Source organism: Blautia stercoris (assembly GCF_054657695.1).
The window spans coordinates 1,078,423-1,104,395 of sequence record NZ_BAAHYF010000001.1 but is presented as its reverse complement, the minus strand read 5'-3'; the positions used below and the strand labels follow the sequence as shown (position 1 = coordinate 1,104,395).

At 38.7% G+C, this 25,973-nt stretch carries 22 protein-coding genes; 19 read left to right on the top strand and 3 right to left on the bottom strand.

From position 1 onward, the window contains the following. Positions 1-177: 177 nt before the first annotated feature. From ACYQ2D_RS05385 to ACYQ2D_RS05330, 12 genes are all read left to right on the top strand, one after another. Complete coding sequence (locus ACYQ2D_RS05385; RefSeq protein WP_187558184.1) at positions 178-1,437, top strand: 6-phosphofructokinase; 1,260 nt, start codon at positions 178-180, stop codon at positions 1,435-1,437. A gap of 143 nt (positions 1,438-1,580) precedes the next feature. After that, on the top strand, positions 1,581-4,211 hold the full coding sequence (gene ppdK / locus ACYQ2D_RS05380) for a pyruvate, phosphate dikinase (protein ID WP_187558183.1): 2,631 nt from the start codon (positions 1,581-1,583) through the stop codon (positions 4,209-4,211). A gap of 123 nt (positions 4,212-4,334) precedes the next feature. Continuing rightward, positions 4,335-5,387, top strand: a complete 1,053-nt coding sequence (rsmH, locus tag ACYQ2D_RS05375) for a 16S rRNA (cytosine(1402)-N(4))-methyltransferase RsmH (protein ID WP_022302924.1) — start codon at positions 4,335-4,337, stop codon at positions 5,385-5,387. A 230-nt stretch (positions 5,388-5,617) separates the two neighbouring features. Next, positions 5,618-6,988, top strand: coding sequence for a transcription termination factor Rho (gene rho, locus ACYQ2D_RS05370; RefSeq protein ID WP_022302925.1), 1,371 nt, complete (start codon positions 5,618-5,620; stop codon positions 6,986-6,988). Positions 6,989-7,180: 192 nt separating this feature from the next. Beyond that, the gene (gene rpmE, locus ACYQ2D_RS05365) at positions 7,181-7,384 is read left to right on the top strand and encodes a 50S ribosomal protein L31 (RefSeq protein ID WP_022302926.1); all 204 of its coding nucleotides are present in this window, start codon (positions 7,181-7,183) and stop codon (positions 7,382-7,384) included. A 69-nt stretch (positions 7,385-7,453) separates the two neighbouring features. Then, positions 7,454-8,479, top strand: a complete 1,026-nt coding sequence (locus ACYQ2D_RS05360; protein ID WP_459784830.1) for a DUF1385 domain-containing protein — start codon at positions 7,454-7,456, stop codon at positions 8,477-8,479. Then, on the top strand, positions 8,466-9,329 hold the full coding sequence (gene prmC / locus ACYQ2D_RS05355; RefSeq protein WP_459784829.1) for a peptide chain release factor N(5)-glutamine methyltransferase: 864 nt from the start codon (positions 8,466-8,468) through the stop codon (positions 9,327-9,329). The genes ACYQ2D_RS05360 and prmC overlap by 14 nt, the downstream gene beginning before the upstream one ends. After that, the gene (prfA, locus tag ACYQ2D_RS05350; protein ID WP_022302929.1) at positions 9,322-10,398 is read left to right on the top strand and encodes a peptide chain release factor 1; all 1,077 of its coding nucleotides are present in this window, start codon (positions 9,322-9,324) and stop codon (positions 10,396-10,398) included. The genes prmC and prfA overlap by 8 nt, the downstream gene beginning before the upstream one ends. A 54-nt stretch (positions 10,399-10,452) precedes the next feature. Beyond that, the gene (glmM, locus tag ACYQ2D_RS05345) at positions 10,453-11,796 is read left to right on the top strand and encodes a phosphoglucosamine mutase (protein ID WP_022302930.1); all 1,344 of its coding nucleotides are present in this window, start codon (positions 10,453-10,455) and stop codon (positions 11,794-11,796) included. Between the two features lie 16 nt (positions 11,797-11,812). Further along, a complete protein-coding gene (locus ACYQ2D_RS05340) occupies positions 11,813-12,856 on the top strand; it encodes a tetratricopeptide repeat protein (protein ID WP_117455425.1) in 1,044 nt (347 codons plus the stop codon). 12 nt (positions 12,857-12,868) lie between these two features. Next, the gene (gene hflX, locus ACYQ2D_RS05335; protein ID WP_459784828.1) at positions 12,869-14,116 is read left to right on the top strand and encodes a GTPase HflX; all 1,248 of its coding nucleotides are present in this window, start codon (positions 12,869-12,871) and stop codon (positions 14,114-14,116) included. A 155-nt stretch (positions 14,117-14,271) separates the two neighbouring features. After that, positions 14,272-16,653, top strand: coding sequence for a ribonucleoside triphosphate reductase (locus ACYQ2D_RS05330; RefSeq protein WP_459784827.1), 2,382 nt, complete (start codon positions 14,272-14,274; stop codon positions 16,651-16,653). A 127-nt stretch (positions 16,654-16,780) separates the two neighbouring features. Here the strand turns inward: ACYQ2D_RS05330 and ACYQ2D_RS05325 are convergent, their stop codons facing one another. After that, positions 16,781-18,010, bottom strand: coding sequence for an argininosuccinate synthase (locus tag ACYQ2D_RS05325; protein ID WP_022302934.1), 1,230 nt, complete (start codon positions 18,008-18,010; stop codon positions 16,781-16,783). 413 nt (positions 18,011-18,423) lie between these two features. Between ACYQ2D_RS05325 and argC the strand changes: the two genes are divergently transcribed. The 6 genes from argC to ACYQ2D_RS05295 all read left to right on the top strand — a co-directional run bounded on the left by argC (position 18,424) and on the right by ACYQ2D_RS05295 (position 24,290). Beyond that, positions 18,424-19,464 carry an N-acetyl-gamma-glutamyl-phosphate reductase gene (gene argC, locus ACYQ2D_RS05320; RefSeq protein WP_117455432.1) on the top strand — a complete coding sequence of 347 codons (1,041 nt, stop codon included), beginning with the start codon at positions 18,424-18,426 and terminating at the stop codon, positions 19,462-19,464. 90 nt (positions 19,465-19,554) lie between these two features. After that, a complete protein-coding gene (gene argJ, locus ACYQ2D_RS05315; protein ID WP_117455434.1) occupies positions 19,555-20,778 on the top strand; it encodes a bifunctional glutamate N-acetyltransferase/amino-acid acetyltransferase ArgJ in 1,224 nt (407 codons plus the stop codon). Positions 20,779-20,814: 36 nt separating this feature from the next. After that, positions 20,815-21,714, top strand: a complete 900-nt coding sequence (gene argB / locus ACYQ2D_RS05310; protein WP_187558333.1) for an acetylglutamate kinase — start codon at positions 20,815-20,817, stop codon at positions 21,712-21,714. Continuing rightward, a complete protein-coding gene (locus ACYQ2D_RS05305; RefSeq protein ID WP_022302938.1) occupies positions 21,698-22,891 on the top strand; it encodes an aspartate aminotransferase family protein in 1,194 nt (397 codons plus the stop codon). Before argB ends, ACYQ2D_RS05305 begins: the two co-directional genes overlap by 17 nt. Before the next feature lie 137 nt (positions 22,892-23,028). Next, positions 23,029-23,463 carry a DMT family transporter gene (locus tag ACYQ2D_RS05300; protein WP_022302939.1) on the top strand — a complete coding sequence of 145 codons (435 nt, stop codon included), beginning with the start codon at positions 23,029-23,031 and terminating at the stop codon, positions 23,461-23,463. Between the two features lie 128 nt (positions 23,464-23,591). Further along, the gene (locus ACYQ2D_RS05295; RefSeq protein ID WP_459784824.1) at positions 23,592-24,290 is read left to right on the top strand and encodes a helix-turn-helix domain-containing protein; all 699 of its coding nucleotides are present in this window, start codon (positions 23,592-23,594) and stop codon (positions 24,288-24,290) included. Between the two features lie 38 nt (positions 24,291-24,328). Here ACYQ2D_RS05295 and ACYQ2D_RS05290 read toward each other — a convergent pair whose 3' ends face one another. Continuing rightward, a complete protein-coding gene (locus ACYQ2D_RS05290; RefSeq protein ID WP_022302941.1) occupies positions 24,329-24,499 on the bottom strand; it encodes a DUF362 domain-containing protein in 171 nt (56 codons plus the stop codon). Between the two features lie 204 nt (positions 24,500-24,703). On the opposite strand from ACYQ2D_RS05290, the gene ACYQ2D_RS05285 reads away from it, so the two are divergent. Continuing rightward, positions 24,704-24,904, top strand: a complete 201-nt coding sequence (locus tag ACYQ2D_RS05285) for a DUF1858 domain-containing protein (protein ID WP_022302942.1) — start codon at positions 24,704-24,706, stop codon at positions 24,902-24,904. Between the two features lie 80 nt (positions 24,905-24,984). On the opposite strand, the gene ACYQ2D_RS05280 is transcribed toward ACYQ2D_RS05285, so the two are convergent. Next, positions 24,985-25,779, bottom strand: coding sequence for an adaptor protein MecA (locus tag ACYQ2D_RS05280; RefSeq protein WP_187558177.1), 795 nt, complete (start codon positions 25,777-25,779; stop codon positions 24,985-24,987). Positions 25,780-25,973: the final 194 nt, after the last annotated feature.

The following is a 25,973-nucleotide window of genomic DNA, read 5'->3' as shown; positions in this document are numbered from 1 at the left end:
GCTTAAAGCAGGGTTTCTTTTTGGTTTGAACGCAAGAAAATGTTGTATAAAAACTACAAAAAACTACAAAAATTAGCAAAATAACTGTGCAAAAGCCCTATAAATTTCTTGCGAAAAAGAAAAAGATTTGCTATAATAGACAGCAACAGCAGAATTTGACCAGAGGAGGAAAACAAGATGGCAAAAAAAAGAAATATCATTGTAGGTCAGTCGGGCGGTCCTACATCTGTAATCAATTCAAGCCTTGCAGGAGTCTATAAAAATGCAATTGAGAGGGGATTTGACAAAGTATATGGCATGCTGCACGGAATTCAGGGACTTTTAGATGAACAATACGTGGATTTATCAACACAGATTCATACAGAACTGGATATTGAACTGTTAAAGAGAACTCCGTCAGCATTTTTAGGCTCATGCCGTTTTAAACTGCCGGAAATCCATGAAGATAAAGCAATTTATGAAAAAATTTTTTCGATTTTAAATAAACTCGATATTGATGCTTTTATTTATATCGGAGGCAACGATTCGATGGATACGATTAAAAAATTATCGGATTATGCTATTTTGACCGGACAGAGCCAGAAATTTTTAGGTGTTCCAAAAACGATTGATAATGACCTTGCACTGACAGACCATACACCAGGATTTGGAAGTGCCGCAAAATACATAGGAGCATCCACAAAAGAAGTGATTCGTGATGCAAGCGGACTGACCTACAAGAAAAACATGGTTACCATTATGGAAATCATGGGAAGAAATGCAGGCTGGCTGACCGGAGCAACAGCGCTGGCAAAAGCAGAAGACTGTGACGGACCGGATTTGATTTACTTGCCGGAAGTACCTTTTGATATTAAAAAATTTTTGGAAAAAGTAAAAGAGCTGCTTGAAAAACAAACTTCTGTTGTAATTGCAGTTTCGGAAGGAATCAAGCTTGCAGATGGTCGTTATGTGTGTGAGCTTGGAAGTTCCGGTGATTATGTCGATGCATTTGGTCATAAACAGTTGCAGGGAACAGCCACGTATCTGGCAAACTTTCTTGCAGCAGAGTGTGGATGCAAGACAAGAGCAGTAGAACTTTCTACCTTGCAAAGAAGTGCGTCTCATATGGCCTCCAGAGTGGATATTGATGAGGCATTTATGGTTGGAGGTGCAGCCGTAAAAGCAGCCGATGAAGGAGACACCGGAAAGATGGTAGTCATTGACCGTGTTTCAGATGACCCATATATGAGTGCAACCGGTATTTATGACGTGCACCGCATTGCAAATGAGGAAAAATTAGTGCCTAGAAATTGGATGAATCGTGATGCCACTTATGTGACAAAAGACTTCATAGATTATGTAAAACCGTTGATTCAGGGCGACTATCAGCCGATTATGGTAAATGGTCTGCCAAGACATCTGGTGCTTCGCTTAAAAAAAGGCAATAAAAGGGGATAAAATGTAATATTTTTTTCCATTTTACTTGACTAATAATCGTCAAATGATTAAAATAGTTAGTGTGTGAGCTTAGGCTGGCACGGCGCGGTGAAAAGAAGCAATTCGATTCATCGTATATCTCACTTTTTAGGAGGAATGTTCAAATGGCAAAATGGGTTTATATGTTCACAGAAGGTAATGCAACCATGAGAAACCTGCTTGGTGGAAAAGGTGCAAACCTTGCTGAAATGACAAACCTGGGTCTTCCGGTACCACAGGGCTTCACAATTACCACAGAAGCTTGTACACAGTACTATGAAGATGGTAGAAAAATCAATGACGAAATTATGGAGCAGATTATGGAATCCATCACAAAGATGGAAGAAATTACCGGTAAAAAATTCGGTGATAAAGAAAATCCACTTCTTGTTTCCGTTCGTTCTGGTGCGAGAGCATCTATGCCAGGTATGATGGATACTATCCTGAACCTTGGTTTAAATGAAGAAGTAGTAGAAGTATTAGCTGAAAAATCCGGCAATGCTCGTTGGGCTTGGGACTGCTACAGAAGATTCATTCAGATGTACTCTGATGTAGTTATGGAAGTAGGTAAAAAATACTTTGAAGAACTTATCGATAAAATGAAAGCTGACAGAGGCGTAAAACAGGACGTTGAGCTGACAGCAGAAGATTTAAAAGAACTGGCAGAACAGTTTAAAGCTGAATATAAAGAAAAAATCGGCGCTGACTTCCCAACTGATCCGAAGGAACAGTTAATGGGTGCTATCAAAGCCGTATTCCGTTCATGGGATAACCCACGTGCAAATGTATATCGTCGTGACAACGATATCCCATATTCCTGGGGAACAGCTGTTAACGTACAGATGATGGCATTTGGTAACATGGGTGATGACTGTGGTACAGGTGTTGCATTTACTCGTGACCCGGCTACAGGAAATAACGGACTGTTTGGTGAATTCCTTACAAATGCTCAGGGTGAAGACGTTGTTGCCGGTGTTCGTACACCTATGCACATTTCCGAAATGGAACAGAAATTCCCAGAAGCATTCAAACAGTTCAAAGAAGTTTGCAAAACTCTGGAAGATCACTACAGAGACATGCAGGATATGGAGTTTACTGTAGAACATGGTAAACTGTACATGCTGCAGACACGTAATGGTAAGAGAACAGCTCAGGCTGCTTTAAAAATCGCTTGTGACCTTGTTGACGAGGGAATGAGAACAGAAGAAGAAGCAGTAGCTATGATCGACCCACGTAACTTAGATACTCTGCTTCACCCACAGTTTGATGCTGCTGCATTAAAAGCTGCTGAACCAGTTGCAAAAGCACTTGGTGCATCACCGGGAGCTGCTTGCGGTAAAGTTGTATTTACAGCAGATGACGCTGTAGCTTGGGCTGCAAGAGGAGAAAAAGTTGTTCTTGTTCGTCTTGAAACATCACCGGAAGATATCACAGGTATGAAATCTGCTCAGGGTATCTTAACTGTTCGTGGTGGTATGACATCTCACGCAGCAGTAGTTGCCCGTGGTATGGGTACTTGCTGTGTATCCGGTTGTGGCGATATCACAATGGATGAAGAAAACAAGAAATTTACATTAGCTGGTAAAGAATACCATGAAGGAGATTTCATTTCTCTGGATGGTTCTACAGGTAACATCTATGATGGCGTAATCGCAACTGTTGATGCAACAATCGCAGGCGAATTCGGCAGAATCATGGGATGGGCTGATAAATACAGAACAATGAAAGTTCGTACAAATGCAGATACTCCTGCAGATGCTAAAAAAGCTCGCGAACTTGGCGCAGAAGGTATTGGTCTTTGCCGTACAGAGCATATGTTCTTCGAAGGCAACAGAATTGATGCATTCCGTGAAATGATTTGTTCTGAAACAGTAGAAGAAAGAGAAGCTGCACTTGCTAAAATCCTTCCGGAACAGCAGGGTGACTTCGAAAAATTATATGAAGCACTGGAAGGTAACCCAGTTACAATCCGTTTCTTAGACCCGCCGCTTCATGAATTCGTTCCAACAGAAGAAGAAGACATCAAAAAACTTGCTGATGCTCAGGGTAAAACTGTTGAACAGATTAAAGCAATCATCGATTCTCTGCATGAGTTCAACCCAATGATGGGACATCGTGGATGCCGTCTTGCTGTAACTTATCCGGAAATCGCTAAAATGCAGACAAGCGCTGTTATCCGTGCAGCAATCAATGTGAAAAAAGCTCATCCGGATTGGAATGTAAAACCGGAAATCATGATTCCACTTGTTGGAGATATCAAAGAGCTTAAATATGTTAAGAAATTCGTAGTAGAGACAGCAGATGCAGAAATCAAAGCTGCAGGTTCTGACCTTGAATATGAAGTTGGTACTATGATCGAAATCCCAAGAGCTGCTCTTACAGCTGATGATATCGCTAAAGAAGCTGACTTCTTCTGCTTCGGTACAAACGACTTAACACAGATGACTTACGGCTTCTCACGTGATGATGCCGGTAAATTCTTAGATGCTTACTATGACGCTAAAATCTTTGAAAATGACCCATTTGCAAAACTGGATCAGACAGGCGTTGGTAAACTCATGGATATGGCTATCAAACTTGGTAAACCGGTTAATCCAAACCTTCATGTTGGTATCTGTGGAGAACACGGTGGAGACCCATCTTCCGTAGAATTCTGCAACAAACTTGGTCTGGATTATGTTTCCTGCTCACCATTCCGTGTACCGATTGCAAGACTGGCAGCAGCTCAGGCAGCAATCGCTGAAAAAAATGCATAATTTGTTCATGTAATAACATGATAAAAGCATAAAAAATGACCTTGGAGGTCTGAAGTAATTCAGGTCTTCAAGGTTTTTTGTTTTAAAAAGAAAAATCAAAAAAGAAAGGAATAGATATATTTTATGACACAGGAATCACAACAGCCACATAAAAGAAGAGTACGCTATAAAGGAAAATATCCGAAAAAATTTGAGGAAAAATATAAAGAATTACAGCCTGAAAAATATCAGGACACGATTGCACATGTCATCCAAAAAGGAAATACACCGGCTGGTATGCATATTTCGATTATGGTAAAAGAAATCCTTGATTTTTTGGAGATTAAACCGGGACAAACAGGATTTGATGCTACACTTGGATATGGTGGTCATACCAAAGCAATGCTGGAGTGCTTAAAGGGAGAGGGGCATATCTATGCGACAGATGTCGACCATGAAGAAGCTGCAAAGACAAAAAAACGATTAGAAGAAGCGGGATTTGGTGAGGATATGTTAACCATTAAGCTTCAGAATTTCTGTACGATTGATGAAATTGCAAAAGAAGTTGGAGGCTTTGACTTTTTGCTTGCTGATCTTGGAGTCTCTTCGATGCAGATTGACAATCCAAAGCGTGGTTTTTCTTTTAAGGTAGATGGACCTCTGGATTTGCGCCTGAATCAGGAGACAGGAATCAGTGCGGCAGAACGCTTGAAGACAATTACAAAAGAGGAGCTTGCCGGTATGCTCTATGAAAATTCGGATGAGCCATACTGTGAAGAACTGGCAAAAGCGATTACCGACGAAATCCGAAAAGGAAATGCGATTGATACGACAACAAAATTGCGGGAAATCATTGGAAAGACTTTGGATTTTCTTCCGGAAAAAGAAAAGAAAGAGACCATTAAAAAGACCTGTCAGCGAACCTTTCAGGCACTTAGAATTGATGTTAATCGTGAATTTGAAGTGTTATATGAATTTATGGAAAAACTTCCGGATGCATTGCGCCCAGGCGGAAGAGCGGCAATTCTTACTTTTCATTCTGGAGAGGACAAGTTAGTAAAAAAAGCGTTGAAGCAAGGCTACAAAGACGGCATCTATTTGGATTATGCAAAAGATGTGATTCGGCCGTCTGCACAGGAGTGTGCACAAAACGGAAGGGCACGTTCTACAAAAATGCGTTGGGCAATTAAAGCGTAAAGAAACAAAAAAGAGAGCAAAAATCTTTAAAAATCGGCTAAAAACGCCGAAAAGATGGATGGCTCTCTTTTTTTGCACAATATTTTTTTGCATTTTGAAAAAAACTATGATATGATTAAGCACATACAAGAGAAAATATCAAGTTCTTGTCAGAGTCTGACAAATTTCCTATCGTTTAAGAAGAATAAAAACTGAAAATAGCAATACTTGAAAAGAGGGTTATAAATAGTATGAGAGAAAAGTATTTGTCCTTGTCATTAGGCACATTGAAGGAGCTTGCAAAAGCAAGGGGAATGAAGGGTATTTCGACATTGAAAAAAAGTGAACTGATTGAACGAATGTTGCAAGAAGATGAAAAAGATAAAAAAATAGAAAAAGAGAAAAAAGTAGAGAAAGAAGAAATTTTAAATACGCAGCCTGCAACAAAGCCAGAACCACGTTCAGATCGTCCACCAATGGAGCAATCTGAATTAGACAGCGGAATCTGTGTAAAAGGAATTTTAGAAGTACTTCCAGACGGATATGGTTTTATCCGAAGTGATAATTATCTGCCGGGTGAGAATGATGTCTATGTTTCTCCATCTCAGATTCGCAGATTTAATTTAAAGACAGGAGATATTTTAAAGGGAAATACCCGAGTAAAGAGTCAGAATGAAAAATTTTCGGCTCTGCTTTATGTGACATCCATTAATGGAATGAAGCCAAATGAGATGCGTCGTTATAATTTTGAAGATATGACACCGATTTTCCCAAATGAGCGTCTGCATTTAGAACGTCCGGGTGGAAGCGTAGCAATGCGAGTGGTAGACTTAGTCAGCCCAATTGGAAAAGGGCAAAGAGGGATGATAGTATCTCCTCCAAAGGCCGGAAAAACAACATTGTTAAAAGATGTGGCAAAATCAATTTTGAAAAACAATCCTGAGATGCATCTGATTATTTTATTGATTGATGAGCGCCCGGAGGAAGTAACGGACATTAAAGAAGCAATTAAAGGTTCAAATGTGGAAATTATTTATTCGACCTTTGATGAATTGCCGGAACACCATAAACGTGTATCTGAAATGACAATTGAGCGTGCAAAACGTCTGGTAGAACATAAAAAAGATGTTACGATTTTCATCGATAGTATCACCAGACTGGCAAGGGCGTATAACCTTACCGTTCCGCCGAGTGGAAGAACTCTTTCAGGTGGTCTTGACCCGGCAGCCCTGCACATGCCGAAGCGTTTCTTTGGAGCAGCGAGAAATATGAGAGAGGGCGGAAGTCTGACCATTCTTGCGACTGCTTTAGTGGATACCGGAAGTAAGATGGATGATGTGGTTTACGAAGAATTTAAGGGAACAGGTAACATGGAGCTGGTATTAAACCGAAAACTTCAGGAAAAACGAATTTTCCCTGCAATTGATATTGCAAAATCCGGAACCAGAAGAGAAGACTTATTATTAAGCAAAGAAGAGCTTGAAGCAGTGGATATTATGCGAAAAGCATTAAATGGAATGAAGTCCGATGAAGCACTTGAAAATATTTTAAATATGTTTGCACATACAAAAGATAATAAGGAGTTTGTACAGACAGTAAAAAAACAACGTTTTCTCTATTAAGGCTTGCATTTCCAAAATTACTATGATATAATTTAAAAGCTGTTTGGAATTAGAAACGCAAAATTGATACTCCATCAAAGATTCTGTTTATCATGGAAACTTTGTGTGGATGCGCCTGGTCTGTTTGTTTTTGTATTTTGTACCAGGTGCTGGAAGGTATAAATAATAAATTTTTTAGAAGAGGTGAAAATCATGAAAGAAGGAATCCATCCAAATTATCAGGAATGTACAGTAGTATGCAACTGCGGAAATACTTTTACAACTCGTTCTGTAAAACCAGAACTTCGTGTTGAAGTTTGCTCCAAATGTCATCCATTCTATACAGGACAGCAGAAAGCTGCACAGGCTCGTGGCCGTATTGATAAATTCAATAAAAAATACGGAATGGACAAATAAGAAAACAAATAAGAGAGGCTGGGGTTTTCGGACTTCAGCCTCTTCTTTCGTTTCAGAGGAGTTTTATATATGAAATCATCAAATATTGGTGGACAGGCAGTTATGGAAGGCATTATGATGCGCCATAAAGACGTCTATTCGATTGCAGTCCGTAAACCGGATAAAGAAATCGAAGTAAAAGTAGAAGACTACAAAAGCGTCATGAAAAATAAAAAAATCCTCTCTCTGCCAATTATAAGAGGTGTGTTTAGTTTTATTGATTCCCTTGTAATTGGTACAAAATGTCTGATGTATTCCGCTTCATTCTTTGAAGAGGAAGAAGAGGAAAAAGCAAAAAAAGAGGCATTAAGCGGGGATGAGCTTACAAAATATGAGGCAAAACAGAAGAAGCAGGAAAATGTCTTAATGACAATTACGATGATTTTTTCTGTGGTGATATCGGTTGGACTTTTTATGGTGCTTCCGTATTTGATTGCCAGTCTTTTAAGAAAAGTGGGAGCCGGTGAATCCGCAGTAACAGTTGCAGAGGCATTTATCCGAATTGTATTGTTTTTAGCTTATCTGGTTCTGATTTCCAAGATGCAGGACATTCAAAGAGTCTTTATGTATCATGGAGCAGAACATAAATGTATTAACTGCGTAGAGAGCGGAAAAGCGCTTACCGTTGAAAATGTAATGAAGAGTTCCCGTTTTCATAAACGATGCGGAACTAGTTTTCTGTTCTTTGTCATTATTATCAGTATTATTTTCTTTATCGGATTTTTTGCGATTGTGCCGGTCAAAACAATGTGGATGCGTGTTGTGATTCGTGTTCTGCTTGTGCCGGTTGTTGCGGGTGTTTCTTATGAATTTATCCGCCTTGCCGGAAACAGTGAAAATAAAGTTGTTGCGCTGTTATCAAAACCGGGACTTTGTATGCAGAAACTTACGACAAAAGAGCCAACACCGGATATGGCAGAAGTTGCGATTATGGCAGTAGAAGCGGTATTTGACTGGAAAGTATATCTGCGAGAGAATTTTGAAAATGCCGAAGGAGAAATAAAAAAAGCAGAAGAGGCAGAACATACAGCAGGAGAAGCAAATGATAACTTATAGAACTCTGCTTTCGGAGGGAAAAGAAGTCCTTCAAAAAGCAAAGATAATGGATTTTGAGATAGATGCATGGTTGTTAATGGAATTTGTATTTCAAATTGACCGTGCCCGCTTTTTTCTGGAACAAAATGAAACGGTGGAAGAAGAAAAAGCAGAAACATACCGCAGTCTGTTAGCCGAGAGGGCAAAACATATTCCGGTTCAGCAGATTACGCATGAAGCATGGTTTTTCGGTCTGCCTTTTTATGTCAATGAGAATGTGCTGATACCAAGACAGGATACGGAAGTGTTGATAGAAGAAGTGCTGTCAGCTGTAAAGAAGTATAGAATACAGACACCAAAAATCCTGGATATGTGTACGGGCAGTGGATGTATTTTGCTGAGTCTGCTTGTAAATATAGAAGGCGCAGAGGGACTTGGAGCAGATTTGTCTGAAAAAGCACTTGAGGTTGCACAAAAAAATGGCAGTCTGCTGAATTTAAAAGTAGAGTGGTGTTTAAGCAATTTATTTTCCCATATAAATGGAAAGTATGATATAATCGTGTCAAACCCGCCTTATATTGAGAGTGCAGTGATTGAAACCTTGATGGAAGAAGTAAGGGAACATGAACCGAGAATGGCACTGGATGGTAAGGAAGATGGTTTGTATTTTTACCGTGAAATTACAAAGCAGGCCGGAGTTTATCTAAATGCCGGAGGAATTTTAGCATTTGAGATTGGATATAATCAGGGAGAAGCAGTCAGCCAAATGCTTAAAGAAGAACAATATGAAGAAATAAAAGTAGTAAAAGACCTGGCAGGACTTGACAGGGTAGTAATTGGAAGAAAAAAACAGGAGGATTCCCATGTTTGATAAATTAGATGATATTTTAATTCGTCTGGAAGAAGTATTAAATGAATTAAATGAACCGACAGTGGCAAATGACACTGTAAGATTTCAGAAACTGATGAAAGAACAAAGTGACTTACAGCCGATTGCAGACGCTTATACAGAGTATAAAAACTGTAAGCAGACCGTAGAAGACAGCCTGATGATGTTAGAGGAAGAAACAGATGAAGAGATGAAAGAAATGCTCAAAGAAGAACTTTCTGATGCAAAGAAACGAATCGAAGAGTTAGAGCATGAATTAAAAATCTTATTACTTCCGAAAGACCCGAATGATGATAAAAACGTAATTGTTGAAATTCGTGCAGGTGCAGGTGGAGATGAAGCTGCGTTGTTTGCTTCTGAAATCTATCGTATGTATGTAAAATTTGCAGAGTCTCAAAACTGGAAAACAGAAATGCTCAGCTTAAATGAAAACGGAATTGGCGGATTCAAGGAAGTTACCTTTATGATTACCGGACGCGGTGCTTATTCCAAATTAAAATACGAAAGTGGTGTACATCGTGTACAGCGTGTGCCGGAGACAGAAAGTGGCGGACGTATCCATACTTCAACCATTACGGTTGCAATTATGCCGGAAGCAGAAGAAATCGATTTCCATCTGGATATGAATGACTGTAAATTCGATGTATTCCGTGCCTCAGGAAATGGTGGACAGTGTGTCAACACAACAGACTCTGCAGTACGTCTGACTCATATCCCGACGGGAATTGTTATTTCCTGTCAGGATGAAAAATCACAGTTAAAGAATAAAGATAAAGCATTGAAAATTCTTCGTTCCCGTCTGTATGAGATGGAACTGGAAAAGAGACATGATGAAGAGGCAGAAGCAAGAAGAAGTCAGGTTGGTACAGGAGATCGTTCAGAGAAAATCAGAACTTATAATTTCCCACAGGGACGAGTAACAGACCACAGAATTAAGTTGACTTTACACCGTTTAGATTCTATTATGAATGGAGACCTTGAAGAAATCATCGACAGTCTGATTGCAGCAGACCAGGCAGCCAAACTGAGTAATCTGCAGGGTGAAGAATAAAAAATAAATAGTTTTAAGTGTTATTTTAATCTTAAAAGATAGGAGTAAATAGCGATGGGAAAATATTTTGGAACAGATGGTTTTCGTGGAGAAGCAAATGTAAATCTTACAGTAGAACATGCTTATAAAGTAGGACGCTTTTTAGGATGGTACTATGGACAGGCGCATAAAGCGCAGATTGTAATCGGAAAAGATACAAGAAGAAGCAGTTATATGTTTGAATATTCACTGGTAGCAGGTCTGACTGCGTCTGGTGCGGATGTATACTTACTGCACGTAACGACAACTCCAAGTGTTTCCTACGTTGTTCGTACAGAAGGATTTGACTGCGGAATTATGATTTCTGCAAGCCACAATCCATTTTATGACAATGGTATTAAGGTTATCAATGGAAACGGACAGAAACTAGAGGCTTCTGTAGAAGCAAAAATCGAAGAATACATTGATGGAAAAATACCGGAACTTCCATTTGCAAAAAGAGAGGACATTGGACGTACTGTAGATTTTTCAGCAGGAAGAAATCGTTATATTGGATATCTGATTTCCATTCCGACCCGTGCATTTAAAAACAAAAGAGTGGGTCTGGACTGCTCAAACGGAAGCGCTTCTGCAATTGCAAAAAGTGTATTTGACGCATTAGGTGCGAAAACTTATGTCATTAATAATGAGCCGGATGGAACAAACATTAATATGAACTGTGGTTCTACCCATATTGAAGTCTTAAAGCAGTTTGTAAAAGACAATCAGTTAGATGTCGGATTTGCTTATGACGGAGATGCAGACCGCTGTATCGCAGTAGATGATAAGGGCGAAGAAATTAATGGAGATTTAATTCTTTATGTCTGTGGGAAATATATGAAAGAGCAGGGCAAATTAAACAACAATACGATTGTTACCACAATTATGTCCAATCTGGGGCTGTATAAAGCCTGTGACAGAGAAGGAATTTCTTACGAAAAGACAGCAGTTGGAGACAAATATGTCTGTGAAAATATGATGCAGAATGGACATTCCATCGGTGGAGAACAGTCCGGACACATCATTTTTTCCAAACATGCGACTACGGGTGATGGAATCTTAACTTCTCTGAAGATTATGGAAGTTATTATCGAAAAGAAACTGCCGTTAAGTACACTGGCATCCGAAGTAAAGATTTATCCGCAGGTTTTGAAAAATGTGCGTGTGTATGATAAAAAAGAAGCCAGAGAAAATCCGGAAGTGGTAAAGGTAATTAAAAAAGTAGAAGAAGCACTCGGAGAGGATGGAAGAATCCTTGTAAGAGAAAGCGGAACAGAACCGGTTGTACGTGTTATGGTTGAGGCATCTACAGATGAAATCTGTAATCAGTATGTCGATGAAGTGATTGCAGTGATGAGAGCCCAGAATCTGGTTCAGTAGAAATGAGGAACAGTGAGTGAACAGAAAATATAGAAGAAGTTTGATAGTTGGCGGATGCCTTCTTTGTCTGCTGACTGGCTGTGCAGGTAATCAGAACAGTAATTATGAGCAGGGTGCACTGGATTTGGAAAATAAAGAATATGAAAGTGCAATTGAAAACTTTGAACTGGCAGTGGCAGAAAAAGAGCACACCGCAGAAGCGTTAAGAGGAGAAGGAATTGCCTATCTTCGACTCGGAAATTATGAAGAGGCCGAGAAAGCGTTTTCCTCTGCATTAAAAAAAGCAGAAAAATCAAAGACAGAGGTAAAGACAGATATTTTATCCTATCTTTCCTCGGTAGAATATAAGCTGGCAGACTATGAGAGTAGTTTAAAACATGCAGAGGCACTGATGGATTTAAAAGAAAGCAAGGAAGCTCATTTCTTAAAAGGAAGTGCAGAACTGCATCTTGACCAGTATGATGATGCAAAAGAAGATTTTTCAAAAGTGATAGAAAAATCAGAAGATTATGATGATTATCTGCAGGTTTACAAAGTTTATGCAGATTATGACTTGAAAGCAGATGGCGCATCTTATCTGGAACAGGCACTTGAAATTGACGGAACAGGCAAAGAAGACGCTTACAATAAAGGCAGAATTTATTATTATCTGGAAGAATATGACAAGGCAAAAGAAGAACTTTCGAGTTCTTATGAAGATGGATATAAAGATGCTGCAATTTATCTTGGAAAGGTTTATGCAGAGCTGGGTGATATTGATAATGCAAAATCCATGTATCAGGAATGTCTGAACGAAAAAGGCTATCAGGCAAAGGCTTATAATGGATTGGCATACTGTAATATTTTAGAAGAAGATTATGCTTCTGCTCTTAAAAATATCCAAAAAGGGCTGGATGCAGGAGATGAAGAAGAAAAACAGGGACTACTGTTTAATGAAATTGTAGTCTATGAAAAGACTTCTGATTTTGCAACTGCAAAAGAAAAAATTGCAGAGTATTTAAAATTATATCCGTCCGATGAAAAAGCGGTAAAAGAAAGTTATTTTCTGGAAACCAGATAAATAGGAGATTAGATGGAATTATTTGATTTAAGTGATAAAACCGAGCGTGTCATCTTAGTCGGTGTACAGGAAAATGACGGAGATGATACGGAAGAATCGCTTCAGGAGCTGGCAGAACTTGCAAAAACTGCAGGAGCAGAAGTTGTAGGAACAGTCATTCAAAAGAGGGAACGGATTCATCCTGGGACTTATGTCGGAAAAGGAAAAATCGATGAAATCCGTACTCTGTTAAATGCACTTGATGCAACTGGAATTATCTGTGATGATGAACTGAGTCCGGTTCAGATGAATCATTTACAGCAGGAACTGGAATCTAAGATTATGGACCGTACCCTGTTGATTCTGGATATTTTTGCAAGCCGTGCAGTCACGAAAGAAGGAAAGATTCAGGTCGAACTTGCCCAGCTCCGTTACCGTGCGGTGCGTCTGGTCGGACTTGGAAGTTCCCTTTCAAGACTTGGAGGCGGAATTGGAACAAGAGGACCAGGAGAGAAAAAACTGGAAATGGACCGTCGTCTGATTAAAGAGCGGATTTCCCAGTTGAAAAAAGAGCTGGAACATGTGAAAAAGCATAGAGAACTCTTAAGAGAAGGACGAAAAAAAGACCGCGTGATGACTGCTGCAATTGTAGGATATACCAATGCGGGAAAATCGACGCTCTTAAATACCTTGACGGATGCAGGCGTGTTATCTGAAGATAAATTGTTTGCAACGTTAGACCCGACCACTCGCCTGTTAGAGTTAGATGGTGGACAGAGGATTTATCTGACCGATACGGTTGGATTTATCCGGAAACTTCCACATCATTTGATTGAAGCATTTAAAAGTACACTGGAAGAAGCAAAGTATGCGGATGTGATTTTGCACGTAGTAGATGCATCAAATCCTCAGGTAGAAGAGCAGATGTTCATCGTCTATGAAACTTTGCGGGAACTGGGTGTAAAGGATAAGACAATTGTCACGTTATTTAACAAGCAGGATAGTTTGGCAGGTAATGAGATTCTTCGGGATTTTAAGGCAGATTATGTTTTAAAAATCTCTGCGCGTACCGGTTTGGGTCTGGATGAATTAAAAAATACACTGGAAAAAATTTTGATTGGAAATCAGATTTATATCGAACGTGTGTTAGATTATAAAGATGCCGGAATGTTACAGCTGGTACGAAAATACGGTCAGTTAATTGAAGAAAAATATACAGAAAATGGAATCGAAATCAAAGCAAGAGTTCCAAAAGATATCTATGGAAGACTTGGAGAATAAAAGAGTTTTATGAAGATTAAAATACCATATATGGTGGAATGTAAAAAAAATCAACCCATATATGGTATTTTTTACGGTTGACTTCTCCAGGGGCATTTGCTAAAATGAATCTACAGCGTTTCAAAACAAGGCGCAAACGAGGAGGAATGAAAAGTATGTTTCAGGTAGTAAAGCGGGATGGAGAAATTGACAATTTCCGAATAGACAAAATAACAAAGGCCATCAAAAAAGCATACGATGCAACCAATAAACAATTCAGTGACGATATGCTAGACATGCTGGCACTTCATGTGACATCTGATTTTCAGAAAAAAATCAAAAAAGGAAAAATTTCTGTAGAAGATATTCAGGACAGTGTGGAGAATGTACTGATTCAGGCAGGATATGCAGATGTTGCAAAGGCATATATTTTATACCGTAAACAGAGAGAAAAAATCCGTAACATGAAATCCACGATTCTGGATTATAAAGAGATTGTCAACAGCTATGTAAAAGTAGAGGACTGGAGAGTGAAAGAAAACTCTACCGTGACATATTCTGTTGGTGGATTAATTTTAAGCAACTCCGGTGCAGTTACCGCAAATTACTGGCTCTCTGAAATTTATGACAATGAAATTTCAGAAGCACACAGAAATGCCGATATCCATATTCATGATTTGTCTATGCTGACCGGATACTGTGCCGGCTGGTCTTTAAAACAGCTGATTCAGGAAGGGCTTGGCGGAATTGAAGGAAAGATTACTTCTGCGCCGGCAAAACATTTAAGCGTGCTTTGTAATCAGATGGTGAATTTCCTTGGAATTATGCAAAATGAATGGGCTGGTGCGCAGGCATTTTCATCCTTTGATACTTACCTTGCACCGTTTGTAAAAGTAGATGGATTAAGCTATAAAGAAGTAAAAAAATGCATTGAAGCCTTTATTTATGGAGTGAATACACCAAGCCGTTGGGGAACGCAGGCACCATTTTCCAATATCACATTAGACTGGACGGTTCCTGATGATTTGGCAGAGCTTCCTGCAATTGTCGGCGGCAAAGAAATGCCGTTTAAATATAAAGACTGTAAAAAAGAAATGGATATGGTTAATAAAGCATTTATTGAGACCATGATTGAGGGGGATGCCAATGGACGAGGATTCCAGTATCCAATTCCGACTTATTCTATTACCAAAGATTTTGACTGGTCTGATACCGAAAATAACCGTCTGCTATTTGAAATGACTTCCAAATATGGAACACCGTATTTTTCAAATTATATTAACAGTGATATGCAGCCAAGTGATGTAAGAAGTATGTGCTGCCGCCTGCGCCTTGATTTACGTGAATTAAGAAAGAAAACAGGCGGATTCTTTGGTTCAGGAGAGAGTACAGGTTCTGTCGGTGTTGTAACAATCAATATGCCGCGTATTGCATACCAGGCAGAAGATGAAAATGATTTTATGCTGCGGCTGGATCGTATGATGGATATCTCAGCACGTTCATTGAAGATCAAGAGAGATGTAATTTCCAAACTGCTCGAGGAAGGTCTGTATCCATATACCAAACGTTATCTGGGAAGTTTTGACAATCATTTTTCCACCATTGGATTAGTAGGTATGAATGAAGCCGGATTAAATGCAAGATGGCTCAAATGTGATATGACCGATGTGCGTACACAGGAATTTACCAAGAGAGTTTTAAATCATATGAGAGAGCGTCTGGTGATGTATCAGGAAGAATATGGTGACTTATATAATCTCGAAGCAACACCGGCAGAGTCAACTGCTTATCGTTTGGCAAAACATGACAGAGAACGCTGGTCGGATATCCGTACTGCCGGAAAAGAGGGAGATACACCATATTATACCAACAGCTCTCATCTGCCAGTGGAATATACCTCCGATATTTTTGACGCACTCGACGTACAGGATGAACTTCAGACCCTTTATACTTCCGGAACGGTATTCCATGCATTTCTTGGAGAAAAACTTCCAGACTGGAAAGCAGCCGCTTCTCTGGTTCGCAAAATTGCAGAGAATTATAAACTGCCGTATTATACGCTGTCTCCAACTTATTCAGTATGCAAGACGCATGGCTATATTGCGGGAGAACATTTTATTTGTCCAAAATGTGGAAAAAAAGCGGAGGTTTACAGCCGAATTACCGGTTATTATCGTCCGGTTCAGAACTGGAATGATGGAAAGAGCCAGGAATATAAGAATCGTACCGTATATGATATCTTACATTTTAATTTGAAAGCAAAACCGGCAGAACAAAAGCTTGAACAAGAACAGCCGGTGAAAACAGAACAAGAAACAGTTGTGGAAACTGCAAAAGAAGAAAAATACTTATTTACAACGGCAACCTGTCCGAACTGTAAAATTGCAAAAAAAATGCTTGAGGGAGAAGAGTATCAGGTCATCGATGCAGACCAGAATCCGGAAATGGTGCGAAAATTTGGAATTATGCAGGCACCGACGCTGGTTGTGTTTGATGGGGACAAGATGCATAAATATGTCAATGCATCGAATATTCAAAGATATGTAGACCAGATGTAAGAAACAAGACATAAGATAAGAAATGAAGATATAGATAAAAGAAAAGCGCTTCAGCGAGAAAGTAAATCACTCGCCGGAGCGCTTTTTGATAGCTTTAAAATTTGATGGTTTTGCAATCTATTAAAACTTAGTTCTGTTTTTCATTTTTTAATTCGGCCATTTTCATAGCACGAACTTTTAACGGAAGACCAAACAGAGTGATAAATCCATCTGCATCGTGGTGGTCATACAGGTCACCTGTTGTGAAAGAAGCAAGGGATTCGTTGTATAAGCTGTATGGAGAAGTGGTACCGGCTTTGATGATGTTACCCTTGTACAGTTTGAATTTAACTTCACCTGTTACATATTCCTGAGTGGAAGTAACGAATGCCTGAATTGCTTCACGCAGCGGAGTGAACCATTTTCCTTCGTATACAACCTGTGCGAACTGGCTTCCGAGTTTCTTCTTTGTTTCCATTGTTTCACGGTCAAGAATCAGTTCCTCTAACTGGTCATGAGCAGCCATTAAGATTGTTCCGCCAGGAGTTTCATATACACCACGGGATTTCATACCAACAACACGGTTTTCTACAATATCAATGATACCGATACCGTGTTTTCCGCCAAGTGTATTTAATTCAGTGATGATTTCAGATACTTTCATGGATTTTCCATTTAAAGAAACCGGAACACCTTTTTCAAATGTCATAGTAACATATTCTGGTTTATCTGGAGCTTTTTCCGGTGTGACACTAAGAACGAGCATATCGTCATAGTTTGGTTCCTGAGATGGGTCTTCCAGTTCAAGACCTTCATGGCTGATGTGCCATAAGTTACGGTCACGGCTGTAGCTGTGGTTTGCATCGAATGGAAGGTCAATTCCATGTGCTTTACAGAATTCTAACTCATCTTCACGGGACTGCATAGTCCATACATCAGTCATACGCCATGGAGCAATGATTCTTAAATCAGGAGCAAGTGCTTTGATACCGAGTTCAAAACGAATCTGGTCATTTCCTTTACCGGTAGCACCGTGGCAGATAGCAGAAGCGCCTTCTTTTCTTGCAATTTCAACCAGTTTCTTTGCGATAACCGGACGAGCCATGGAAGTTCCGAGCAGATATTTGTGTTCATATACAGCACCTGCTTCAACACAAGGCATGATATAATCATCACAGAATTCATCAACAATATCTTCAATATATAATTTAGAAGCACCGGAGAGTTTTGCACGTTCTTCCAGACCGTCTAATTCATTTCCCTGTCCACAGTTTACACAACAGCAGATTACTTCATAATCGAAGTTTTCTTTTAACCACGGGATTAAAGCAGTTGTATCAAGACCGCCAGAGTATGCTAAAATAACTTTTTCTTTCATGATAAGTTTCCTCCTAAGATTTATAAAAATAAATTTTAAAAATTTCAATTATGTTTTTCAACACGGTTTACTATACAACAACTCTTATAATTATGCAATAGAAAATTGAAAAAAGTGTAAAAAAAATAAAAAAACAAGCAAATAAAAGGTCGAATCAATACCTATTTTAAATGTAAACCAAATGAAATTGCAGAAAATGAAAAAAATCAAAAATAGGGGTTGAATATTATGCATAAAAGATGTATTATTATGCAATCGGAGCGAATCTTATGCATAAAAAATAAAAATATCGCATAAAAACAGGATTCTTGGACTTTACTCAAATGAAGAACTGCGGTATTATGGTAAAGATAAAGATATAATCAGGGAGTGTGTTCCTTAAAAAAAATCGTTAAAAGAGAGGTTGGGAAGATATGATAAAAGCAGGAATAATAGGTGCAACCGGTTACGCCGGAGGAGAATTGGTAAGATTACTTTTAAATCATAAAGATGTTGAGATTAAATGGTATGGTTCAAGAAGCTATATTGATAAGAAATACTATGAAGTATATCAGAATATGTTTCAGTTAGTGGATGACAAATGCATGGATGATAACATGGATGCGTTAGCAGACCAGGTAGATGTTATCTTTACTGCAACTCCTCAGGGACTGTGTGCTTCTTTAATCAATGAAGAAATCCTTTCAAAAGTAAAAGTTATTGATTTAAGTGCAGACTTCCGTTTAAAAGATGTAAAAGTATATGAAGAATGGTATAAAATTGAACACAAAGCTCCACAGTATATTGATGAAGCAGTTTATGGACTTTGCGAAATCAACAGAGAACAGGTGAAAAAAGCAAGAATTGTAGCAAATCCGGGATGCTATACAACCTGCAGTATTTTAACTTGTTATCCGTTAGTAAAAGAAGGATTGATTGACCCGTCTACTTTAATTATTGATGCAAAATCCGGTACATCCGGTGCAGGAAGAGGCGCAAAGATTGATAACCTGTTCTGCGAAGTAAATGAAAATATGAAGGCTTATGGTGTTGCAACACATCGTCATACACCGGAAATTGAAGAACAGCTTGGTTATGCGGCAGGAAAACAGTTCTGCATCAACTTTACTCCACACTTGGTTCCGATGAACCGTGGAATCTTAGCAACTGCTTATGCAACCCTGACAAAAGATGTTAGTTATGAAGAGGTAAAAGCAGTTTATGACAAATATTATAAAGATGAATATTTCGTACGTGTCTTAGACAAAGATGTATGCCCGCAGACAAAATGGGTAGAGGGAAGCAACTTTGTAGATGTCAATTTTAAGATTGACAAGAGAACAAACCGTATCATTATGATGGGTGCAATCGATAATCTTGTAAAAGGTGCAGCAGGACAGGCAGTTCAGAATATGAACCTTTTATTTGGATTTGAAGAAAATGAGGGCTTAAAATTAGTTCCGATGTTCCCGTAAATTACAGAAATAGCATTGTAATAGAGCAATCAGGGGATATTATAATTAAAAAAATAAAATTAAAAGAAGTACACGTCAGGAGGAACACTCATGAAAGTAATAGAAGGCGGTGTAACCGCAGCACAGGGATTTTTGGCGGCAGGACTTTCCGCAGGAATCAAAAAAGGAAATACAAAAGATATGGCAATGCTTTACAGCAAAGTACCTTGTGAAGCCGCAGGAACTTTTACAACCAATATTGTAAAAGCGGCACCGGTGAAATGGGATCAGAAAATTGTATATGAATCAGAAAAAGCGCAGGCTGTCATCTGCAACAGTGGAATTGCAAATGCCTGTACAGGAGAAGAGGGCTTTGGCTATTGTAAGGAAACTGCGAAGGCAGCATCTTTGGCATTAAACATTCCGGAAGATTCAGTTTTAGTGGCTTCTACCGGTGTTATCGGACAGCAGATTCCGATTGAAAAGATTAAAAAAGGAATCGAAAATATGGCTCCGTTACTTTCAGAAAGTATCGGTGCAGGAACACTTGCAGCAGAAGCAATTATGACAACCGATACCGTAAAGAAAGAAATTGCAGTTGAAGTTGAAATTGACGGAAAGAACGTAACCGTTGGAGGAATGTGTAAAGGTTCCGGTATGATCCATCCAAATATGTGTACCATGCTTGGATTTATCACAACGGATGTTGTAATTTCAAAAGAACTGCTTCAGGCAGCCTTAAGTGAGAGCGTAAAAGATACTTATAACATGGTATCCGTAGATGGAGATACTTCCACAAACGATACGGTATTATTACTTGCAAATGGACTTGCGGGAAATAAAAAAATCGAGACAAAAGAAGAAGATTATAAAAAGTTTGCGGAAGCATTAAATTATGTCAATACCTGGTTGGCAAAACATATTGCAGCGGACGGAGAAGGCGCATCCGCCTTATTTGAAGTAAAAGTGATTGGTGCCAAGTCAAAAGAGCAGGCAGTGACGTTAAGCAAATCCATTATTACATCGAATCTGACGAAGGCAGCAATTTTCGGTCATGATGCAAACTGGGGACGAATCTTATGTGCAATGGGCTATTCCGGTGCAGTATTTGACCCTGAAAAAGTAGATTTATATTTTGAAAGCAAAGCCGGAAAATTAAAAATTATTGAAAACGGTGTGGCTACCGGATATAGCGAAGAAGAGGCAACCAAAATTCTTTCAGAAAAAGAAGTAACAGCAATTGCAGATGTAAAAATGGGAACAGCTACAGCAACTGCATGGGGCTGTGACTTAACCTATGATTATGTAAAAATTAATGCGGATTACCGCTCATAAAAGTACAAAAAGAAACAGATGGAGGAACGGGAGAACATGGTAAATCAGAAATATCTTGAAAAAGCAGAAGTACTTATTGAGGCACTTCCTTACATACAGCGTTTTAACAGAAAAGTCATTGTTGTAAAATACGGCGGAAGCGCAATGGTCGATGAAGAACTCAAAAGAAATGTCATCAAAGACGTTGTACTGTTAAAGTTAGTTGGATTTAAACCGATTATTGTACATGGTGGTGGAAAGGAAATCAGCCGCTGGGTAGGAAAAGTCGGAAAAGAAGCAAAATTTGTAAATGGACTTCGTGTGACAGATAAAGAAACTATGGAAATTGCAGAGATGGTGCTTGGGAAAGTTAATAAAGAACTGGTCACTTTAGTGGAATCTTTAGGAGTAAAAGCAATCGGAATCAGTGGAAAAGATGGTGGACTCTTAAAGGTAAATAAAAAACTTTCTCAGGGACAGGATATAGGATATGTAGGAGATATAAAAGAGGTCAATCCAGCAATCTTAAATGAATTACTTGAAAAAGATTTTCTCCCGATTGTCTGCCCGGTTGGTCTTGGTGATGATTTTGCAACTTATAATATTAATGCAGATGATGCAGCCTGCGCAATTGCACGCGCAATGAAAGCAGAAAAACTGGCATTTCTTACGGATATCGAAGGTGTTTATAGAGACCCGGAAGATACATCCAGTTTAATTTCAGAGCTTTTTGTAAATGAAGCAAAAGCATTAATCGAAAATGGAAATGTCGGTGGTGGAATGATTCCAAAATTGCAGAACTGTATTGATGCAATTGAGTCCGGTGTAAATCGTGTACATATTTTGGACGGAAGAATCCAGCACTGTCTGTTACTTGAAATCTTTACCAATAAAGGAATCGGAACAGCAATCTTAAGAGAAGGCGAGGGAAAGTACTACAATGAAGAAAACAAGTAGTGAATATATGGAACAAACAGAAGAGTATGTGCTTCATACTTATAACCGTTTTCCGGTTGTAATGGAAAAAGGAGAGGGTGTTCATCTATATGATGTAGATGGAAAAGAATATCTGGATTTCGCAGCAGGAATTGCAGTATTTGCTCTTGGATATAAAAATGAAGACTATAATCAGGCATTAAAAGATCAGGTAGATAAAGTCATTCATACTTCTAATCTGTATTATCATGCACCGCTTGCAGAGGCTGCAAAAAAAGTAGTAGAAGCAACTGGGATGAGCAAAGTATTCTTTACAAACAGTGGGACAGAAGCCATTGAAGGAGCAATTAAAGTAGCAAGAAAATATGCATGGTTAAAAGATGGTTCAAATGACCATGAAATTATTGCAATGCAGCACTCTTTCCACGGAAGAAGTTTAGGCGCACTTGCAGTAACAGGAAATGCACATTACCAGGAACCGTTTAAACCATTAATTGGCGGAATTAAATTTGCACAGTATAATGACCTTGAAAGCGTAAAAGCACAGATTACAGAAAAAACGTGTGCAATTATCTTAGAAACTGTACAGGGTGAAGGCGGAATCTATCCGGCCAAGGCGGAATTTTTAAAAGGAATCCGTGCCCTTTGTGATGAAAAAGACATTTTGCTTATCTTAGATGAAATCCAGTGTGGCATGGGCCGTACCGGAAGCATGTTTGCTTATCAGCAGTATGGTGTGATGCCGGATGTTGTAACCGTAGCAAAAGCATTGGGATGCGGTATTCCGGTTGGAGCATTTGTCTTAAATGAAAAGACAGCAAAACATTCTTTAGTTGCTGGAGACCATGGAACAACTTATGGTGGAAATCCACTGGCTTGTGCAGCAGTGAGCACAGTATTTGATTTGTTTGAAAAAAATAAAATTGTAGAACATGTCAAAGAAGTTACTCCATATCTGGAGAAAAAGCTGGATGAACTGGTTGAAAAATATGACTGCTTCACTGCAAGACGAGGAAAAGGTTTTATGCAGGGACTGGTTGTAGCGGGAAGACCGGTTTCAGAAATTACTTCTAAGGCACTTGAAAACGGACTGCTTGTGATTTCCGCAGGAAGTGATGTACTGCGTCTTGTTCCTCCACTTGTCATTACTGAAAAAGATATTGATGAGATGATAGAAAAATTAGAGAAGAGTCTGTAAGATACAAAAGTTAGAGAAATAAATATAGGGTAAAAAATAGAATAAAATAAAGAATAAAAAAATCCTTCTGCGGAGATTCTAAAAAGAAAAATGATAATTAGAATAATCATACTTAGAACAACGTGGAGGGATTTTTTATGTGGGGAATTTTAACAGCGCTGCTTTCCGGAGCATTGATGAGTATACAGGGTGTGTTTAATACAAATTTAACTAAACAGACGAGTCTGTGGTTGGCAACAGGCTGGGTACAGATTACGGCTTTTCTTATCTGTGTGGGAGCATGGTTTTTTACCGGAAGAGAACCGATTGGAAAATTAATGACCGCAGAGCCGAAGTATATTTTAGCAGGAGGCGTGATTGGTGCATTTATTACGATTACAGTCATTCAAAGTATGGCGGGGCTTGGACCGGCAAAAGCAGCAATGTTAATCGTGATTTCACAGCTTGTAGTAGCCTATTTAATTGAATTACTTGGAATTTTTGGAATGGAAAAAGCTTCCTTTGAATGGAGAAAGGTAATTGGAATGGCAGTTGCAATTGGTGGAATTATTTTATTCAAGTGGGAATCTTGACAGGAGGCAGAAGCAGAGTTTTTTGTCGAACGTATTTTCTTGCCTTTTTAAAATAGAGCGGATATAATAGAAGCGTAAAAATAGAGGGGTGTATAAGAAAAAGAAAGTAAAATGGAAGGGGTCAGGATATGAGTGAGTCCGGCTATTTGGTTTCTCAGGCATCAAAACTTCTTGAAGTGCAGTCTCATGTGCTTCGCTACTGGGAAGAAGAACTGTTATTACCGATAGGAAGAAATGAACTGGGACACCGGTACTACACCCGATATGATATACAGGTTATTTTGTGTATTAAAGAACTGAAGAAAAAAGGTTTTTCATTGAAAGAGATAAAAAAAGTAATTCCGCTGTTTTATGAGACCGTAAAAAAGGAAGAAACAAATTCGAAAGGAGATGATTTAGAAAGAGAAGTATTAGAAAAAGAAAATTCACAAAGAATTTCAGAAATAAAAAACTTAGAAAAAGCAGAGAGAAAGTTCGAGACAGCCGTAAATTCTGTAAGTCGTTCTGCATATTCTGGAAAACGTAAAAAAGCGCAGAAAGCAGCAAGAGCGAGGGAACAAAAAAAGAAAAAGGAACAGAACAGACAGACGAACAAACCAGATGGGCAGGAGAGCGGAGTCCCTAAAGAGTTTATGGAAATTTTGAACCGGATTGTAAAAGAGCGGATGAAAGAGCAAAATTACCGGAATCAGGAAGAAGAAAAATGTAGGAAGCTGGATGAAAAAATAAGAATCTGTCAGAAAGCAAGAAAAGAGGTTGCAGTGGCAGTAGAAAAAGAAAAACAGGAAAAACATCATTTTTTCCGAAAAAAAAAGAGTGATGCATGAAGCACCACTCTTCATTTTTGTAATAGCTTTTTAATAAATTAGCCTTCTACGATAGCTTCTGCAGGACAGACACCAGCGCAAGTTCCGCAATCTACACATTCATCAGCGTTGATTTCGTATTTTCCATCTCCTTCAGAGATAGCGCTTACTGGACATTCTCCTTCACAAGTTCCACAGCTTAAACATTCATCTGTAATTACATATGCCATAATAATTATCCTCCTTATATTCTCTGAACTTCATAGCTCAGTTTATATGCATATTCTAATATATTTAGATTGAGAATACAAGTCTTTATTTACAAACAATTTGTGAAAAAAATTATCATCTTATAAATTCAGATAAAAATAGTTGAATATCGGGGGAAAAACGTTTATAATAGGGACGTACGAAAATTAAGGAGGAAATGAAGAATGACAATTTCTAAAGATATGACAATTGGCGAATTAATCCGCACAGATGAAAATATTGTTCCGATTCTTATGAGAGCAGGTATGCACTGCATCGGATGCCCATCCGCTCAGGGTGAAAGCTTAGAAGAAGCTGCTATGGTTCATGGAATCGACGCAGATGTTTTAACTGCGCAGATTAATGATTTTTTGGCAAACAAATAAGAATTAAGCCGAATAATTGTGAGATTTGGTAAATAAAATGCCATCGGGAAAATTATCCTGATGGCATTTTTAAGTCTGTTTTATAAATCAGCAAGTTGTTCTAACGCATGACCGGAAAGAATACAGTCAGCATGTTCAATCAGATGTGCTTCTCCGGCTAAAGAGAATGGTTTTCCACTTCCATATTCGGAGAGCATGTTGCAGACTTTATTAAAATCAGATGGAGAGCTTCCGGACTGATGGAGTACTAAACTGTATTCTTCAGCAAAGTCATCTTTATATAAAGAATTTTTTCCGGTAAAGAAATGATTCAATGCTTTGGAAGCCAGAATTACATCATCAAGTGTATGGAACGTAAAGTTGCGGATTAAATCAAGCTTGATTTCTGTATCCTCTTCGGAAGTTTCTGATTTAGCAGAGGATGCAGATGCTGTATTGGTTTCAGAAGAAGCAGGCTGTGGTTTGGAAGATTTCTTTTTTGCGGCAGCTTTGCTTCTTGCATCATAAACTTTTTGGAAGAGGTCTAAAATATCATCTGCTCCTTCAATAGCTGGAGGGGCGGAAAGCGTATCATTTCCGGAAGAAGAAAACGGTGTAAATTTTGAAAAACGGGTATCTAACTCGTCAGGGTCTTCTACTTTTGTAATGATTAAGACGATACTGTCCATTGAAATTGGAATTGCCTCAATCATAAGAGGAATATTGTCCGCTTCAAATCCAAATTCAATGTTTGCCTGCTGCATCATATCACGAAACAGACTTTTGGCTTTCTCTGTGCCATAGGCAAGCTCACTTAAACGAATCTGGCGGTCTTCTAAATCCGCTTTTGTTAAAGTGCATCGAATCTGATTTTCATTAATTTTTTCTATTTTCATAAATATCACATCCTGTCTCAAACTATTCTACAATCAAAAGAATATACTTTTTCATTTATATTATATACTATCAAAACGAAGAATGTAAAGCAGTTCCTTGTTTTTTCATAAATCTTCCGAATTTTAAGTAAAAATGCTTGTGGGAAAGCAGGGAGCATGGTATAGTAATACTACAGATAAAAAGGCTGGGCAGG